Source organism: Trinickia violacea (genome assembly GCF_005280735.1).
GTDB classification, from domain to species: domain Bacteria; phylum Pseudomonadota; class Gammaproteobacteria; order Burkholderiales; family Burkholderiaceae; genus Trinickia_A; species Trinickia_A violacea.
In genome coordinates this window covers 1,611,003-1,626,248 of the sequence record NZ_CP040078.1, presented here as the reverse complement: position 1 = coordinate 1,626,248, position 15,246 = coordinate 1,611,003, and the positions used below count along the sequence as shown (strand labels likewise).

At 63.4% G+C, this 15,246-nt stretch carries 16 protein-coding genes; 5 read left to right on the top strand and 11 right to left on the bottom strand.

Annotation, left to right across the window (positions count from 1 at the left end):
• The first annotated feature begins 1 nt into the window (after position 1).
• Positions 2-1,210, top strand: coding sequence for a 3-hydroxybenzoate 6-monooxygenase (locus tag FAZ95_RS29400; protein ID WP_137335960.1), 1,209 nt, complete (start codon positions 2-4; stop codon positions 1,208-1,210).
• A 67-nt stretch (positions 1,211-1,277) separates the two neighbouring features.
• On the opposite strand, the gene FAZ95_RS29395 is transcribed toward FAZ95_RS29400, so the two are convergent.
• From FAZ95_RS29395 to FAZ95_RS29350, 10 genes are all read right to left on the bottom strand, one after another.
• Complete coding sequence (locus tag FAZ95_RS29395) at positions 1,278-1,643, bottom strand: response regulator (protein WP_137335959.1); 366 nt, start codon at positions 1,641-1,643, stop codon at positions 1,278-1,280.
• 24 nt (positions 1,644-1,667) lie between these two features.
• A complete protein-coding gene (locus tag FAZ95_RS29390) occupies positions 1,668-2,624 on the bottom strand; it encodes a chemotaxis protein CheX (RefSeq protein ID WP_137335958.1) in 957 nt (318 codons plus the stop codon).
• Positions 2,625-2,648: 24 nt separating this feature from the next.
• Complete coding sequence (locus tag FAZ95_RS29385) at positions 2,649-3,188, bottom strand: hypothetical protein (protein WP_137335957.1); 540 nt, start codon at positions 3,186-3,188, stop codon at positions 2,649-2,651.
• Positions 3,185-3,919, bottom strand: coding sequence for a methyl-accepting chemotaxis protein (locus FAZ95_RS29380; RefSeq protein WP_137335956.1), 735 nt, complete (start codon positions 3,917-3,919; stop codon positions 3,185-3,187). The genes FAZ95_RS29385 and FAZ95_RS29380 overlap by 4 nt, the downstream gene beginning before the upstream one ends.
• A gap of 49 nt (positions 3,920-3,968) precedes the next feature.
• Positions 3,969-6,380, bottom strand: a complete 2,412-nt coding sequence (locus FAZ95_RS29375) for an MCP four helix bundle domain-containing protein (protein ID WP_137335955.1) — start codon at positions 6,378-6,380, stop codon at positions 3,969-3,971.
• Positions 6,381-6,707: 327 nt separating this feature from the next.
• Positions 6,708-7,460, bottom strand: a complete 753-nt coding sequence (locus FAZ95_RS29370) for a maleate cis-trans isomerase family protein (protein ID WP_137335954.1) — start codon at positions 7,458-7,460, stop codon at positions 6,708-6,710.
• Positions 7,461-7,484: 24 nt separating this feature from the next.
• Positions 7,485-8,801: an MFS transporter gene (locus tag FAZ95_RS29365; protein ID WP_137335953.1), complete on the bottom strand. Its 1,317-nt coding sequence runs from the start codon at positions 8,799-8,801 to the stop codon at positions 7,485-7,487.
• Positions 8,802-9,002: 201 nt separating this feature from the next.
• Positions 9,003-9,887 (bottom strand): LysR family transcriptional regulator, encoded by an 885-nt coding sequence (locus FAZ95_RS29360; RefSeq protein ID WP_137335952.1) that lies wholly within the window; start codon positions 9,885-9,887, stop codon positions 9,003-9,005.
• A 42-nt stretch (positions 9,888-9,929) separates the two neighbouring features.
• Positions 9,930-10,895, bottom strand: coding sequence for a D-2-hydroxyacid dehydrogenase family protein (locus FAZ95_RS29355; protein WP_137335951.1), 966 nt, complete (start codon positions 10,893-10,895; stop codon positions 9,930-9,932).
• 135 nt (positions 10,896-11,030) lie between these two features.
• The gene (locus FAZ95_RS29350; protein WP_137337662.1) at positions 11,031-11,981 is read right to left on the bottom strand and encodes a GlxA family transcriptional regulator; all 951 of its coding nucleotides are present in this window, start codon (positions 11,979-11,981) and stop codon (positions 11,031-11,033) included.
• 119 nt (positions 11,982-12,100) lie between these two features.
• On the opposite strand from FAZ95_RS29350, the gene FAZ95_RS29345 reads away from it, so the two are divergent.
• From FAZ95_RS29345 to FAZ95_RS29330, 4 genes are read left to right on the top strand one after another with little or no spacing between them, the layout of a single operon-like run.
• Positions 12,101-12,898: an SDR family NAD(P)-dependent oxidoreductase gene (locus tag FAZ95_RS29345; protein WP_137335950.1), complete on the top strand. Its 798-nt coding sequence runs from the start codon at positions 12,101-12,103 to the stop codon at positions 12,896-12,898.
• Between the two features lie 54 nt (positions 12,899-12,952).
• Complete coding sequence (locus tag FAZ95_RS29340) at positions 12,953-13,714, top strand: SDR family oxidoreductase (RefSeq protein WP_137335949.1); 762 nt, start codon at positions 12,953-12,955, stop codon at positions 13,712-13,714.
• 15 nt (positions 13,715-13,729) lie between these two features.
• Positions 13,730-14,137: a nuclear transport factor 2 family protein gene (locus tag FAZ95_RS29335; RefSeq protein ID WP_137335948.1), complete on the top strand. Its 408-nt coding sequence runs from the start codon at positions 13,730-13,732 to the stop codon at positions 14,135-14,137.
• A gap of 26 nt (positions 14,138-14,163) precedes the next feature.
• Positions 14,164-14,883 (top strand): hypothetical protein, encoded by a 720-nt coding sequence (locus FAZ95_RS29330; RefSeq protein WP_217497484.1) that lies wholly within the window; start codon positions 14,164-14,166, stop codon positions 14,881-14,883.
• A gap of 39 nt (positions 14,884-14,922) precedes the next feature.
• On the opposite strand, the gene FAZ95_RS29325 is transcribed toward FAZ95_RS29330, so the two are convergent.
• A complete protein-coding gene (locus tag FAZ95_RS29325; protein WP_137335947.1) occupies positions 14,923-15,231 on the bottom strand; it encodes a PAAR domain-containing protein in 309 nt (102 codons plus the stop codon).
• Between the last annotated feature and the right edge of the window lie 15 nt (positions 15,232-15,246).

Sequence of the window (15,246 nt, the reverse complement as noted above, 5' to 3'; positions counted from 1 at the left end):
CATGAGTGAGACAAGCAAAGGCACGCGCCGCGTGATCGTGGTCGGCGGCGGCATCGGCGGCCTCGCTGCGGCACTTGCGCTGGCGCGGCAGAACATCAGCGTCGAATTGCTGGAACAGGCGCCCGAGATTGGCGAGATCGGCGCAGGCATCCAGCTCGCGGCGAACGCGTTCAACGCACTCGACGCGCTCGGCGTAGGCGAAGCGACACGCCGCCGCGCGGTCTTCACCGACTATCTGAAGCTGATGGACGCCGTCGACGCCAGCGAGGTCGTGCGAATCGACGTAGGCGCACCGTATCGGCAGCGCTTCGGCAATCCCTATGCCGTGATCCATCGCGCGGATATTCACCTGTCGATCCTCGAGGCGGTTCGGGAAAGTCCGCTGATCCAGTTTCGCACCAACACGCAGGTGCAGGCGATCGAGCAGGATGAACGCGGTGCGACCGTCATCGATCAACGCGGCACCCGGTATCGGGCCGACGCGGTCATCGGCTGCGACGGCGTGAAATCCGCGGTGCGCGCCGCGCTGATCGGCGACGAGCATCATGTGACCGGGCACGTCGTCTATCGCGCAGTGGTCGACGTCGAGAACATGCCGCCGGATCTGCAGATCAATGCGCCGGTGGTCTGGGCCGGGCCGCATTGCCACCTCGTGCACTATCCGTTGCGCGGCGGCAAGCAGTACAACCTCGTCGTGACGTTCCATAGCCGGCAGCAGGAGCAATGGGGCGTCACCGAAGGCAGCAAGGAGGAAGTGCTGTCGTATTTCCAGGGCATTCATCCGTTGCCGCATCAGATGCTGGACCGCCCGACCTCATGGAAACGCTGGGCCACGGCCGATCGCGACCCGGTCGAGCAGTGGAGCGTGGGCCGGGTCACGTTGCTCGGCGACGCGGCTCATCCGATGACGCAATACCTCGCGCAAGGGGCCTGTCAGGCGCTCGAGGACGCGGTCACGCTAGGCGCTGCGATCGAAGCGGCCGATGGCGACTTCGAGGCCGCGTTCAAGCTGTATGAACGCGCGCGCATTCCACGCACCGCGCGTGTGCTGTACTCGGCTCGCGAGATGGGCCGGATCTATCACGCGAAGGGCGTGGAGCGGCTCGTGCGCAACTCGCTGTGGGTCGACCGCACGCAGGAGCAGTTCTACGATGCGTTGCAGTGGTTGCACGGATGGCGCGCGGAAGACTGCCTGAAAGGTGTCGTCTAGCTTGGCCGTTGAATCGGCTTGCTGCATGCGGGCCGGCGCCCGCATGCAGCCTCTCCGCGCTGCGTCGCTAGGCTGCGAGCTTCTTGAACGTCTCGAGCACCGCGTCGCCCTTGAACGGCTTCACGATCCAGCCCTTCACGCCCGCCGCCTTGCCGCGTTCCTTCATCGCCGGGCTGCTTTCCGTCGTCAGCATGATCACGTTGACGGTCTGATTCGCCAGCTCGCTGCGAATCTTCTCGACCATCGTCAGGCCGTCCATGTTCGGCATGTTCACGTCGCTCACGATGAGGCGAATGCCCGAGTCCGCCTTCAGTTTTGCAAGACCGTCCTTGCCGTCCACGGCCGTTGCCACATCGAGGCCGGCCTTCTTGAGAAAGCCTGCCACTTCGTCGCGCACCGTGCTCGAATCGTCCACCACCAACACCTTTGCCATGTCATTTCCCCTTGTTGCAGAAGCTCAAAATAGATCGAGTTCGCCCGCTTCGACGAGCTCGTCGACGTCCGCGGTCTTCTCCGAAAAATCTTCCGGCGACCAGCTGAGACTGAATACGAAACGTTGGTCGATCGTGACCGCCGCTCCGGTCGCTTCGTCCGTGAGGCGATAGCGGAAGCACAGCTGCGGATTGTTCGACCCGAACGAGATATACCGGCGCCGATGGTTGACGAGGAGCGGCACCTGGATCTGGCTTTGTCCCGTCGGCGCCTGCTGGTCGAGAAAGCGGTTCTTGAAAGCGCCCCAGATCAGGTTCGTCAGCTCGCCGAGCACGTTGTTGAGGTCCCGGAAACCCGCCGGCGCCTCGCCGCCGTCGCGCGAAATCATGGCGAGCAGCGGCTCCTCGTCGGTCTGGATCAGCATGTAGCCGCGGCACCAGGCGCTCTCGAGCGGAATCAGGCTGAACACCTCGCCGAAGATGATCCGGTCGCGCACGATGCTCGGCGTGTCCCACGTCACCGCGAGTCCGCGGAACAGGCTCGCGAGGCGCGCCTCGGTGATCTCCGAGATGCCGCGCACGAGCGCGTTCGGAAAATCGAGGCTGAAGATGAACTCGTCGACGGCGGCGCTGAACGCCGCCATGTCGGTCGTATCGAAGCTCGCGCACACGGCGGCGCGCAGCGCGGCGGGCAGCGCGTCGAACGCCGTGTCAGGCGAGCGGCGCAGAATCACCGGCAGTTCCGGCCGGAGCGCATCGATGCGTGTGGCGACCGCGGCGGCTTCGGTGACCGATCCGCCGTAATCGTCGCCGAGCAGCACGCCGCCGAGATCGATGTTCGAGCGCAGCAACGACGTCAGCCGATGACCGCGCGCGGTCAACGCGATCAGGTTGTGCTCGTCGCAGAAGCGCTTGAGCGCGGCCGCGTGGTCCGGATTGTCGTCGAGCACCAGCACCTTGCTGACGGGCCTATTCGTATTCATCGTGTTTCTCGCGTGACGGGTAGGTCAGAAGAGCTCGAGCTCGCCCTCGCTCTGGGTTTCTTCGACCACGTCGACCTTGAAATCGAGCGGCGCCTTCGTGCAGACGCACAGCGTCACGGCGAGCCGCGCCACGCCGCCGACCCGCACGTCGTACGCCCACACGTGGTTCGGTTTCAGCTCGCCGAGGTAGTCGACGCAGCGGCTGCTCAGCTCGTACGGCGTCGACATGCCGAGGTCCGGAAAATGCGCGACCAGCTGCTGATTCATATAGCCGCAGCACAGGTTGCCCGTTTCGGTGAGCACTTCGGACAGCGTGCGGCTCGTATCGGTGCCCAAGTAGTATTGGCGCGTGGTCTCGTCGTCGTGGAAATGCAGCACGAACAGCAGCCGGAATTCGATCGACGAGATGGTCAGCACGAGCGCGCGCGGCCCGAGCGTCTCGCCGCGCGCTTGCGGATCGGCCGCGGTGATCTCGCAGCTGTCGCCCGCGCTGGGTGCGAGACGCGTGCGCGCGGCCTGCGCGAAGATCGTTTCGAAGCTCTTCCTGGCGTCGTCGGTGATCACGCGGCAACCTGCTCGAGCTTCGACTGGAATTGATTCGCGAGCATCTCGACGCTGCCGAGCGACGCGGTGATCATCTTGCCGCCTGCCTGGATGTCCTGGAACGTCGCGGCAGTCGTCAGGTCATTGCGATGCAGGCTGTCGCGGTAGCTCTTCGACAACTCCTGCGAGCGCGAAGCCAGCGTGCGCACCTCGCTCGCAACGATCGAGAAGCCGCGCCCGGCCGCGCCCGCGCGCGCCGCTTCGATCGACGCGTTCAGCGAAACGATCAGCACATGCTGCACGATCGACGCCAGCTCGTGATTCTTCGCGTGCATGTCGCGGTTCTGCGCCATCAGCGAAATCATCTGCTCGTGCCACCGCTCGAACGTGATCGAGAGCCCCTTCAGGCGGGCCGATTCGCCCGCGATCCGGGCTGCGTGCTGCAGCCATTCGTCGTTCTTTGCCGTCGCGGAAGCGAGGGCGGTACGCAGTTCGCGCTGCTCGCCTTCGCTACGATCGAGTTCGCTTTGCAGCCGTGCGATCTCTTCATGGAAAAGCGCTTCGCGCCGCTTGGCTTCTTCGGCCACCTGCGCCTCGTGCTCGGCCGTGCTGCTGCGCGCGCGCTCCTGCAGCTCGGCGACAAACGCCTGCTGTGCGCGAATCGCCCGGCTCATTTGCCACCGATAGAACCCCCACGCGATGAGGGCGACGAGCGCGCCCCCGGCACAGGCTGCCACCAGATAACGTTCCATTACCACCTGCTCCGTTGCCCCGCTGCTACTTCGATTGTGACTTCGACTGTTACTTCGATTCCTGCGCCGTCGCCGGCTCGCCGCTCGCCGCCGCGCTCTTCGTCACGCCGTCAAGCTTTCCCGCCGTGCCGAGGCTGTCCACCGCCCAGTCTTCGCGCAGGTAGACGATCGTCTGGAAGCGGCGATAGTCGGCGCCGGGGTGGTCGTCGGTAAAGCGCAGCTCGATGCGGCCTTGTTCGCGGCGCACGAAATCGCGCACCGCATCCATGCCGACGCCGCGCCCCGACACCTCGCTCACCGTTTGCGCGGTCGAGAAGCCCGGACGGAAGATGAATTCCGCGATCGCTTCGTCGCTCACCTGCTCGCCCTCGGCGAGCCAGCCGTGCTCGATCGCCTGCCGGCGGATTTTCGCGAGCGCGAGGCCGCGGCCGTCGTCGCTCACCGTGATCTGCAGCGCATGATGGTCGACGCCCATTTCGAGGTCGATCACGCCTGCCGCCGGTTTGCCCTGCGCGATGCGCTCGGCAGCCGGCTCGATGCCGTGGTCGACGCAGTTGCGCAAGAGGTGCGTGAACACGTTGCGCAGCATGCCGGACGCCTCGTGACGCACGCAGTAGCCGTTGTCGTCGATGCGCACGTGCGGCTCTTCCTTGCCGAGCTCCTTCGCGAGCGACGGCAGTGACCCGATCACGCCGCTCAGCGCGTCGCCGAGACCTTCGGTGCCAAGCAGACGCAGCGTGCGGTACAGCGACTCGCGCATCGACAGCAGCGCGTGCGGGTCCGCCGGATCGGCGCTCTCGAGCAGGTGCAATTGCTGCTGGATCTGCTGGCGGTCCACCATCAGGTAACCGCCGGCGCTGGCCCGCTGGCCCGCGCCCGTACGCTTGCGGCCGAGACTCACCTCGTTGATCGTCGCGTAGCTTTCGAGTGCCGACCTGACGCGCTCGAGATCGGAGATCAACAGCTGCTGGTCCCACAACTCGCCGCCCTGCGCCTGACGCAGCGCGTCGTAGCGCTGCTCCGTCTCGTGGACGATGCTCGTCAGGTGCTGGAAGCTGTAAGTGCGCGCATTGCCCTTCACGGTATGCATGTTGCGGAACAGCTTCGCGACCGCTTCGTGGTCGGGCACGTCGTGCTGGCGGATGATGTGTTCGTTTTCGTGGATGAAGCTGCTCGAGCTCTCGACGAACTGGTGGAACTTCTCTTCGCTCACCGCGAGGATCTCGCCGATCATCTCGAGGCGGCGTTTCTGCTCGCCTGCTTCCGCGGCGAGCTCGCGCAGTTCCGTCACGTCGCGCACGCACAGCATCAGGCGGACGACGACGTCGTTCTCGTCGGTGATCGCCGACCAGCTCAGGTCGAGGATCTTCACGCGGCCGTCGGCCATCGTCTTCGAGATCTCGTTGACGAGCAAATGCTGGTTGAACGCGAAGTTCATGCTGTCTTCGCCGAGACAGGCGTCGAGCGCGGCCTCGATCTGCGAACGTGCGTCGCTGCCCACGTCCGTGCCGTCGAACACGAGCTCGAGAAGCGGCTTCCCGGCGATCTGGTTCGTCTCGAAGATCGCCTCGAGAAACGCCGAGTATTCCGGATGCACGATGCCGCCGTCGACGACGGTCAAAATGCCCTGCTGCATGTTCTGCAGCATCGCCTGGATGTCGGCGGTCTTCTGCTTGAGTTGCACGGAGCTCTGCTGGATCTTCTCGATCATGCCGTTGAACGCGACGATCGAACGGCCGATCTCGTCCATGCGGCCGACCGGCACGCGGCGCGTGAAGTCCTGGCTCGATGCGATCTCGCTCATCTCGGCCTGCATGCTCGACAGCGGCCGCGTGATCTGGCGATACAGCAGCGTGCTGATCCCGATCAGGAGCGCGATCGCGGCACCGGTCGCGGCGGCGATGCCGGTCGTCGTGGTCGCGAGCGCGCCGTTCAGCGCGGCGATCGCGTCGTCCTTCTGGCGATTCTTTTCGATGCGCATCGTCTCGACGATGCCTTCGAGCTCGTCGCGATACTGCGCGACGTTCGCGAACAGATACGCTTGCGCGAGCTCGTTCTTGCCGGCCGCCTTCATCTGCGCGGTCTGGTTGATCGCATCGAAATAGTTGGCAAGGCTTTCGCGCGCCTGCGCGACGAGCCCCGTCTGCGCCTGGCCTCGCGCGGCTTTCGCCTGCACGTCGAGGGCGGCTTGCAGCGCCGCCTGCTTGCTCTTCAACTGGTCCTGCGCCTGCTGGACCATGTTGGCATCGGGCGCGTACACGAGCGTCATGGTCGCGAGCTGCACGTCCTTCACTTCGGACACGAGATCGGCGGAGGCGAGCGCGCTAGGCACGACGCCCTGGGTCACTTGCCGCACGTCGACGGCGCTGTTGCGCGTCTGAAGAACCGCGTAGCCGCCGATGGCGGACAGCGCGAGCAGCATCAAAACGACGAGCAGAGTAATGCGGTGGCGAATGGTCATCTGTGTTTCCCCGAAGTCGAACATCTACATCTCGACGTTCGCCTGTTTTTGGCGAGCGGCCCATGTGTTTGTCTTTGATCGGGCGCGGGGATTATCGTGGACGGACTGTGACAGACACGTGTCCGTCCAGGCGCGAACTTAGGGGATTCGTCGACTCGCGAAATGAAATCGTTTTTTTCTCTTTTATTTGCCGCAACACCCTAAAGTTCAGCTCGGTGCGTGCCGATATGCATTCTCGAATTCTGTGCAAACGAAGAACATTCGCCGATCTCAACCGAACACATATCCCGCGCCGCCTAGTCACCGGGCGGCGCGAAGCCGTGCTGTTTAGAAGCGGCCCGACAGCAGATAACCGGCGTTCGGCACCTGCGCCTTCAATCCCAGCGTCTTGAGAATGCGATAGACGGTCGACACCGAAGCCGACAGCACCGGCTTGCCGAGCCGGTCTTCGACTGCTTGAATCGCGGGCAGCGAGGGCATCTGCACACAGGCGGACAGCACGACGGCGTCAGCCTGGCTGATGTCGAGCCGATCCGCGTGAGCGATCAGATTCATCGGATCAAGACGGCCGACAGCGAGATTGTCCGACACTTCCAGGCTGATCGAGTCCGTCACTTGGATGTCTTCGCTTTCGATGTAGTCGACAACCTGTTGCGTCAGCGGCTTCATATACGGCGTGATGATCGCGACGCGCTTCAACCCCATCGTCTTTACGCCGTCGACCAAGGCACCGGCCGAGCTGATGATCGGCGCGGGTGCGCCATTGCTTTCGACCGTCGCTTTCAGGCGCGCTTCCGACGCGCGGTGGTACCCGGGGCCCTGACACATGATCGCGACGAGGCACGCATAGGCGAGCACATCGCAGCGCGCGTCGCTCAGTTCGAGCGCGCAGCGGTCGCTATCCACGTCCATCTTTTTCAGTTCTTCCGGCGTGACGTGCATCATGCGCATGCGCGCCGAGTGGAACGTGAAGCGCTCGTCGGGGAAAAGGTCGTAGCGCGAGGTCAGCATGGCCGGAATTTCCGTTTCCATCGTCGTATTGGAGCTGGGAACGATCTGGCCGATTCGATAGGTCTTCATGATAGGTACGCCAAGAGTTGAAAATCAGTTTCCGCTTGTGAGTTGAACGCCCTGCGTTTCCCGAAGCGTAAACACGAGAATCGCGGCGGTGACATAGGCAATGGAGGCGATGCAGTAGGTCGTCGTAAATCCGATCAACGGAATCAAGGCCGGCACGAGCTTGATGCCCGCGATAGCGCCGACGCGTCCGAAGTTGAAGCAGAAGCCCGCGGCCGTCGAACGGATGCTGGTCGGGAACAGTTCCGCGTACCATGCGCCGAACCCGCTGAAATAGCCGGTGAAAAATCCGAGCAGCGCCGACAGCGCGCCGATGATGACGATGTTGTGCGCGTTGAATTCGAGCTTGCCGTTGGTGAGCGGAATCATCGTCGCGCCATACGCGAACACGGGGACGGCAATCGCGATGCCGATAAAGAACCCCGCGAATGCCGCGCGCCGGCCGAAGCGTTCCGCGAGCGACCCATACGCGAGATAGCCGAGCGTCGCGCCGATGCCCGTCCAGACCAGAAAGACCGGAGCCTGATCGATGCGCACGTGCAGCACGAACTGCAGATAGGTCGGCGTGAACGTGGTGATGATCCAGTACCCGTACATGCCGAGAATCGAGATCGTCAACGCGAGCAGCGTCGTGCGGCGGTACTGGGGCTGAAAAATCTGCAGCAGATTGCGTTTGCTCGCGTGGTTCTTCAAGAACTCGCGGTTCGCGAGCCACACGGGCGATTCCTTCACGAAGAAGAAAATGTAGACCGCCACGCAATACGCCGGCACTGCGGACAACATAAAGAGCCGGCGCCACGAATCGGGATTGGACGCATCGAGCAGCGTCCAGGCGAAGATCGCGGCCAGCAGGCTGCCGCCGGACCAGCCCGTTTGCATCACGGCGATGGCTTTCGCCCGGCCCGACGGCGGCCAGATCTCGCTGACGAGGGCCACCGCGGCGGACCACAATCCGCCTACGCCGATGCCCACCGCGAAGCGATAGACGTTGAGTTCCGCGATGCTGTGCGCGAATCCGCACAACAGGGTGCCGGTTCCGTAGGTAAGAACCGAGATCAGCAAGGTGCGCTTGCGGCCGATCTTGTCGGAGATATTGCCCAGGAAAAAGCCGCCGATGCCGGTCGCGAGGAGGAACCACGCGACCGTCGACACGACGTCGGCGAGCGTTGCCGAAAACGTATGCGAGATGGCGAGAATGACGAAGCCGAACACAGTCGCGTCGAGTGCGTCGAAGAGCCATGCGCCCCAGGAACCGCTGAGCGTCACGTAACGCTGCAAGCGCGGCATGTCGGTTGAGGTGGCGTGAGCCGCCCGTGTTGTCTCCACTGCTCCAGTACTGTTCATTTATTTTCCACTGACGGCCGGGTCGACCGTGTTGATCCGAGAACTCGGATTCGCACGTCGGTGGGTGCAGTCAATGGGTGGTTGGCACCGCGAACGCGCGTCGAGTGCCTTCATGCTAGGTAGACGGGCTTGCCCTGTACATCAACGAATGGCGAGCCTGCCATCGCGAACGGTGATGGCAAGGGGGAGACGCCGAGCGCGTCAGTGGCTCGCGAGAAGGTGCTCGAAAAAGAGCCGTGCGACAGGTGACAGCGCATCCGCGCGGCGCACGCACACGACAAGCTCGCGCGTCGCCCACGCCTCGTCGAGCTTCAGCATGCGGGTGCCCGGCAAGCGGTATAGCTCTGCGTTGCCCGCTGGCAAGATGCCGACGCCCATGCCGACTTGCACCATCTTGCACAGCGCGTCATACGACGAGACTTCGACCTTCGCCCGCAGCGTTTTTCCGGCCTTGCTCGCCTCCGACAGCATCTGGAAGCGCAGATGCGTGCCCGCGCGCAGCACCACGTGTTCATGGTCGAGCGTTTCCGCGAACGCGACGTGACGGCGATTCGCCAACGGATGAGCGGATGGAACGAGCACCTTGAGCTCATCCGTGCGGAACGGATGAACCTCGATGTCGGCGCTATGCGGCAGCCGCGTAAACACGCCGATCTCCGCGACGTTTTCCGCGACGCTCTCGGTAATCGCCAGGCTGTCGCGTTCGAGCAGTGAGATGTTGACGTCGGGATAGCGTTCGCTGAACGATTTGACGATGGGCGGCATGAAGGTCGAGATCGCCGAGATGTTGACGAGCACGCGCACCGATCCTCGCAGGCCATCCGAATACGCCTTCATTTGCAGGACGATATTGCGCATGTCGTCCAGCACATCGCGCGCGAGGATCGACAGATTGACGCCGGCCGCAGTCGGCGTAATGCCCTTGTTGGTGCGCGTGAGCAGCGGCGTGCCGAAGAGGTCTTCAAGTTCCTTTAGGCGCTTGCTGACAGCCGGCGCGGCGATATGCTCGAGCTCGGCCGCACCGGCGATCGTGCCTTCGTCCACCACGCGCACGAATAGCTTCAGCGAGACGGGATCGAGCTTCAACGCGCGCTCCTGGCGGCCTCGCGCGCGGAGTTTTGTCTGACGTTAGCCATGAGCAGGCTGTTGCGTCTTATCGAGCCATTCGACGATGTTGCGCACGCTGTCGCCGTAAAACGTCTGGTACAACTCACGCGACACGTAGCCGATATGCGGCGTGGCGAGCACGTTGTTCAGCGAGCGAAACGGGTGCGCCGGATCGAGCGGCTCGGTATCGTAGACATCGATTGCGGCGCCTGCGATCTGCCCGCTCTTGAGCGCCGCCAGCAGCGCCGTCTCATCGACAATGGGCCCGCGCGACGTATTGATGATGCGGCTCGTGGGTTTCATTTGAGCGAACTCCGCCGCGCCAACCAGACCTCGCGTCCGTTCGCTCAAACGGACGTGGATCGACAGAAAGTCGGAAGTCGAGAACAGCGTATCTTTGTCGACCAGCTGAACGCCTTTCGATTCCGCACGCTCGGCAGTCAAGTTCTGGCTCCAGGCAATCACATTCATCCTGAACGCGCGGCCGATCACGCCGACCGCCGAGCCGACACGGCCGAGCCCAAGCAGGCCGAGTGTCTTGCCCGCCAGTTCCGTTCCGAGCGTGACCTGCCAGCCGCCTTCGCGCAAAGACTGATTCTCGACAGAGATATTGCGGGCCATCGCCAGAATCATCGACCAAGCGAATTCGATGGTCGGCGTGGACGAGTAGCCCGTGTGAACGACCTCGATGCCGCGCTCTGCGGCCGCGTCCGTGTCGATTGACGCGTTGCCCGCGCCCGTCGAGGCAATCAGCTTGAGATTGGGCAGGTGCTCGAGGATCTCGCGCGTGAGCGGCGTGCGCTCGCGCATCACGCACAGCACGTCGAACGGCTTGAGACGTTCGATCACTTGCGCATCTTCCGACACGTGGTCGTTGAACACCGTGATCTGCGCACGGTTGTTCAAGGGCGACCAGTCCGCCAGGTCGAGCGCGACATTCTGGTAGTCGTCGAGAATGGCGACGCTGACGAGGGATTGGCTAGGCATGGGTGGCATCCTCCAGGTATTCGGCGTGTGCATAAGCACCGCTCGCCGTGTGGCAAGGGTCATTGGGTGCGCGTTAGTTTGACGCAATCTGCGATTTGCTGCTGACGCTGCGTGCTGCTGCGCTTAGCGTTCGACTCATTCGACATCCACGCGCGCCTCGCGCCGGACCGCCTGGGGCGGAACGCCAAATCCGCGCACGAACGCTTCGCGCATATGGCGGCGGTCGCGAAAGCCGGTTTCCTTAGCGATGACTTCAAGTGGATGCCGGCTTTGCTCGATCATGAGCCGCGCCGCCTCCAGGCGCAAACCTTCGATGGCCTTGGCCGGAGACTGCCCTGTTTCTAGCGTGAAGACACGGCTGAACTGGCGCGGGCTCAAATGCACGCTGTCGGCCAACTCCTCCACCGTCAACGCCCGGCTCAGATTCTGGCGCGCATAGTTCAGCGCATTCTGGATGCGATCGGACTTCGGCGCGAGATCCAGCATTTCTGAATGCTGAGACTGGCCGCCCGCCCGGCGATGATGCATGACCAGCTTGTGCGCCACCGAACGTGCTATTTCCGGACCGAGATCCTTTTCCACCATCGCGAGCGCGAGATCCAGGCCGGCCGTCATGCCGGCCGACGTCCAGATCGGACCATCGACGATATAGATCCGGTCTTCCTCGACGCGGATGTCCGGAAAGCGCTTCTGCATTTCGCGCCCGAAATACCAATGCGTCGTGGCGCGCCGCTGCGCCAGCAAGCCCGCTTCCGCGAGCACGAAGGCGCCGGTGCAGATCCCGGCGATGCGCCTCGCGCGTTGCCCCCCCTTGCGCAGGAACGCAAGAATCTCTTCCGGCGCCGGCGAACTAAGCGGATCGTTCACGCCGGCGACGAACCACGTGTCCACGTCGACCTTCCCGCGCAACGGCCGCGTGCTCACCGCCACGTTGAGCGACGAGCGCACCTCGCCGCCGTCTATCGAGAAATTCTCAAGCGTGTAGAACGCCTCGCCCGCGGTCATGTTCGCGTACTCGAACACCGACTGAGGCGCGAGCGCCATGATCTGAAAGCCGTCACTCATTAGAAAGCCGATCCGGTGCATTTCCGTCATCCTCCAGGCAATGTCCTAAATCATACCCTTCTACGTCATTTCCGTCATGGCGAAACGAAGCCAGAATGCACTCACGGATTCACCAACCACCTTCTTCAAGGAGTGACATCATGGCTCAGGCATACCAAGGTACCGCACTTATCACGGGCGCTTCGTCGGGTATCGGCGCAGTCTACGCCGAGCGGCTGGCGCGCCGCGGCTACGACCTGATTCTGGTCGCACGCAACCGCAACAAGCTGATCGCCCTCGCCGACCGCATCACGAACGAGACGCGCCGCAGCGTCGAGATCGTCGACGCGGATCTCAACGACCGCGCGGGCCTCGCCGCCGTCGAAGCGAAACTGAAACAGGACGCCAGCATCACGCTGCTGGTCAACAACGCCGGTGTGGGTACGCACAAGCCCCTGCTCGACAGCGACGTCGACGCGATGACGCGGTTGATCGATCTGAACGTCACCGCGCTCACCCGCCTCACGTATGCCGCCGTCCCCGGCTTCATCGCGCGCGGCAAGGGCGCCGTCATCAACATTTCGTCGATCGTCGCGATCTCGCCGGAAACGCTCAACGGCGTCTACGGCGGCAGCAAGGCGTTCGTGCTCGCGTTCAGCCAGTCGCTGCATCACGAACTCGCCGGCAAGGGCGTGCAAGTGCAAGCCGTGCTGCCCGGCGCCACCGCGACCGACTTCTGGGAGACCGGCGGCCTGCCGATCGAGCACTTGCCCGAGAGCATCGTCATGTCGGCCTCCGATATGGTCGACGCGGCGTTGATCGGCTTCGACCGCGGCGAACTCGTGACGATCCCGTCGCTGCATGCGGGCGAAAAGTGGGATGCCTATGAGGCCGCACGTCAAGCGATGGCCCCGATTCTGTCGAACAAGGTTCCGGCCCCGCGCTATACGACGGCGTAATTTGGCGCGAATTTCGAACCTGCTTTCGAATCATCATACAAAGGATTGCTAATCATGAAACTCACCGGAAACACCATTTTCATCACCGGCGGCACGTCGGGCATCGGCCGCGCATTAGCGGAAGCCCTCAACAAGCGAAGCAACAAGGTCATCGTCGCGGGCCGCCGCAAGGCACTGCTCGATGAGGTCGCGAAGGCCAACCCCGGCATCGATACCGTCGAGCTCGATATCGGCAACGGCCAGCAGATTCGCGAGGTCGCCGCGCAATTGATCGCACGCTATCCGGCTTTGAACGTCGTGATCAACAACGCCGGCATCATGCCGTTCGACGACGCCGGCGGCGCACTCGACGACGAGCAGGCCGTCCGTCTCGTCGAAACAAACCTGCTTGGCCCGGTACGGGTCAGCGCAGCCTTCGTGGAGCATCTGAAGCAGCAGCCCGAGTCGACCCTCATCAACAACAGCTCGGTGCTCGCCTTCGTACCGATCGCGCAGACCGCGTTGTACTCGGCCACCAAAGCCGCGATTCACTCTTACACGCTGTCGCAACGCTTCATGCTGCGCAATACGAGCGTGCGCGTGCTCGAGATCGCGCCGCCCTGGGTCGACACCGACCTCATTCACAAGAGCGGCGACCCGCGCGCCATGCCGCTCGACGCGTTCATCGCCGAAACGATGGAGCGCCTGGAAACCGCCACGACCGAGGTCATCGTCGACGCGGCCAAGCCGCTGCGCGACAACGCGGGGCCGAACGAGCACGCGTTTGTCGAGCAGTTCAATCAGTTCATCGTCGACAACCCGATTCCGGTCGAATGAGATAGCGAGATCAACATGAGCAAAACCACCCCTGAACAGAACAAGGCCCTTGTCCTCGAGGCTTTCGACACGCTCTTCAACCAGCGCGACTATGCCGCCGCCGAACGCTTCTGGTCCGACAAATACATCCAGCACAGCGCGCACATCGCGCCGGGACGCGACGGCCTGTTCAACCTGATCCGCGACTTGCCCGCCACGCTGCGCTACGAGAACCAGTTGATCGTCGCGGAAGGCGACTACGTGATCGCCCATGGCCGTTTCACCGGACACGGACGGCCGCGGGCATGGATCGCCGCCGATGTCGTGCGCTTCGAGAACGGCAAGCTGGCCGAACACTGGGACGTCCTGCAGGACGAGGCGACGAAAGCGGAGTCGGTCAGCGGCCTGCCGATGTTCGGCGACACGTTCGCCAACGAGCAGTAACGCTCGCGCCATACAGGAAGAATGCAATGAGCACATTACTTGACGAGGCCGTGCGGGCGCACGGCGGCATCGACAACTGGGCCAGGTTCCGCAGCGCAACAGCCGCGCTCGATACCGGCGGCGCCATCTGGCACCTCAAGGGCCAGCCCGATATGTTCAAGGGCATAGAATTGGCTGCGGACCTGCGACGCCAGCACCTCACGATCACCGCGCCGGCGGCCGGCTGGCGAGGCACGTTCGCACCGGACGTCGTGCACCTCGACTCGCTGGACGGCCGTACCACCGAGAAGCGGCACGCACCGCGGTCGGCATATGAAGGCCACACCCAGATGACACCGTGGGATCGCCTGCACGCGCTGTACTTCACAGGCTACGCGCTGTGGACTTATCTGACGATACCGTTTCTCTACACGCTCCCCGGCTTCCAGACCGAAGAGCTGCCCGAATGGAACGAGAACGGCGAAGTCTGGCGGCGGCTGAAGGTCACGTTCCCGGATTCGATCGCCAGTCACAGCCGCGAGCAGATTTCCTACTTCGGCGAAGACGGATTGCTGCGCCGTCACGACTACACCGTGGACGTGATGGGCGGGGCGCAAGGCGCGAACTACGCGTCGGACTACCGCGAGGTGCGCGGCGTCATGGTGCCGATGTCGCGCCGGGTTTATGCCTACGACGAAGCGGGACGAAAGGTCGACGAGCCGTTGCTGGTGTCGATCGACTTCCGGAAAATTGTGTTCGCACAATAAACCTTCGTCTCGCCTTGCGGCTCAGACAGCGCTGAAGGATCACGCACTCCCGGCACCAGTGGTCAGCTCGCAGTACGAACGGGTTTGCGAAGCGATCAGGCGTGGGGCGGGCGTGCAGCGACACCGGCACAGGTCATCGCTCAACGCCTGCTGGCGCCCGTCCGACCCCGTTGAGGAAACACGCGGCCCGACACAGGCGATGTATCCGGTCGTCCGACATTTCTCGCACCAGACCGGATCGTTTTCGTATGCGACAGGCACGCCGTCAATCGGGTCGTCGCGACCGCTCGCTTGAACGCGGCCGCCTGCGGTCGTCGTATCGCCATTCCGGATGTCATATCGTTTCATGCTGTCTTCGCTGGG

Bases quoted from the DNA above. Each gene is read 5' to 3' on its own strand.
- FAZ95_RS29395 (WP_137335959.1), bottom strand. From the start codon at position 1,643: ATGGCAAAGGTGTTGGTGGTGGACGATTCGAGCACGGTGCGCGACGAA.
- FAZ95_RS29400 (WP_137335960.1), top strand. From the start codon at position 2: ATGAGTGAGACAAGCAAAGGCACGCGCCGCGTGATCGTGGTCGGCGGC.
- FAZ95_RS29370 (WP_137335954.1), bottom strand. From the start codon at position 7,460: ATGAAGACCTATCGAATCGGCCAGATCGTTCCCAGCTCCAATACGACG.
- FAZ95_RS29345 (WP_137335950.1), top strand. From the start codon at position 12,101: ATGGCTCAGGCATACCAAGGTACCGCACTTATCACGGGCGCTTCGTCG.
- FAZ95_RS29340 (WP_137335949.1), top strand. From the start codon at position 12,953: ATGAAACTCACCGGAAACACCATTTTCATCACCGGCGGCACGTCGGGC.
- FAZ95_RS29325 (WP_137335947.1), bottom strand. From the start codon at position 15,231: ATGAAACGATATGACATCCGGAATGGCGATACGACGACCGCAGGCGGC.
- FAZ95_RS29335 (WP_137335948.1), top strand. From the start codon at position 13,730: ATGAGCAAAACCACCCCTGAACAGAACAAGGCCCTTGTCCTCGAGGCT.
- FAZ95_RS29350 (WP_137337662.1), bottom strand. From the start codon at position 11,981: ATGCACCGGATCGGCTTTCTAATGAGTGACGGCTTTCAGATCATGGCG.
- FAZ95_RS29375 (WP_137335955.1), bottom strand. From the start codon at position 6,380: ATGACCATTCGCCACCGCATTACTCTGCTCGTCGTTTTGATGCTGCTC.
- FAZ95_RS29365 (WP_137335953.1), bottom strand. From the start codon at position 8,801: ATGAACAGTACTGGAGCAGTGGAGACAACACGGGCGGCTCACGCCACC.
- FAZ95_RS29380 (WP_137335956.1), bottom strand. From the start codon at position 3,919: ATGGAACGTTATCTGGTGGCAGCCTGTGCCGGGGGCGCGCTCGTCGCC.
- FAZ95_RS29355 (WP_137335951.1), bottom strand. From the start codon at position 10,895: ATGCCTAGCCAATCCCTCGTCAGCGTCGCCATTCTCGACGACTACCAG.
- FAZ95_RS29390 (WP_137335958.1), bottom strand. From the start codon at position 2,624: ATGAATACGAATAGGCCCGTCAGCAAGGTGCTGGTGCTCGACGACAAT.
- FAZ95_RS29330 (WP_217497484.1), top strand. From the start codon at position 14,164: ATGAGCACATTACTTGACGAGGCCGTGCGGGCGCACGGCGGCATCGAC.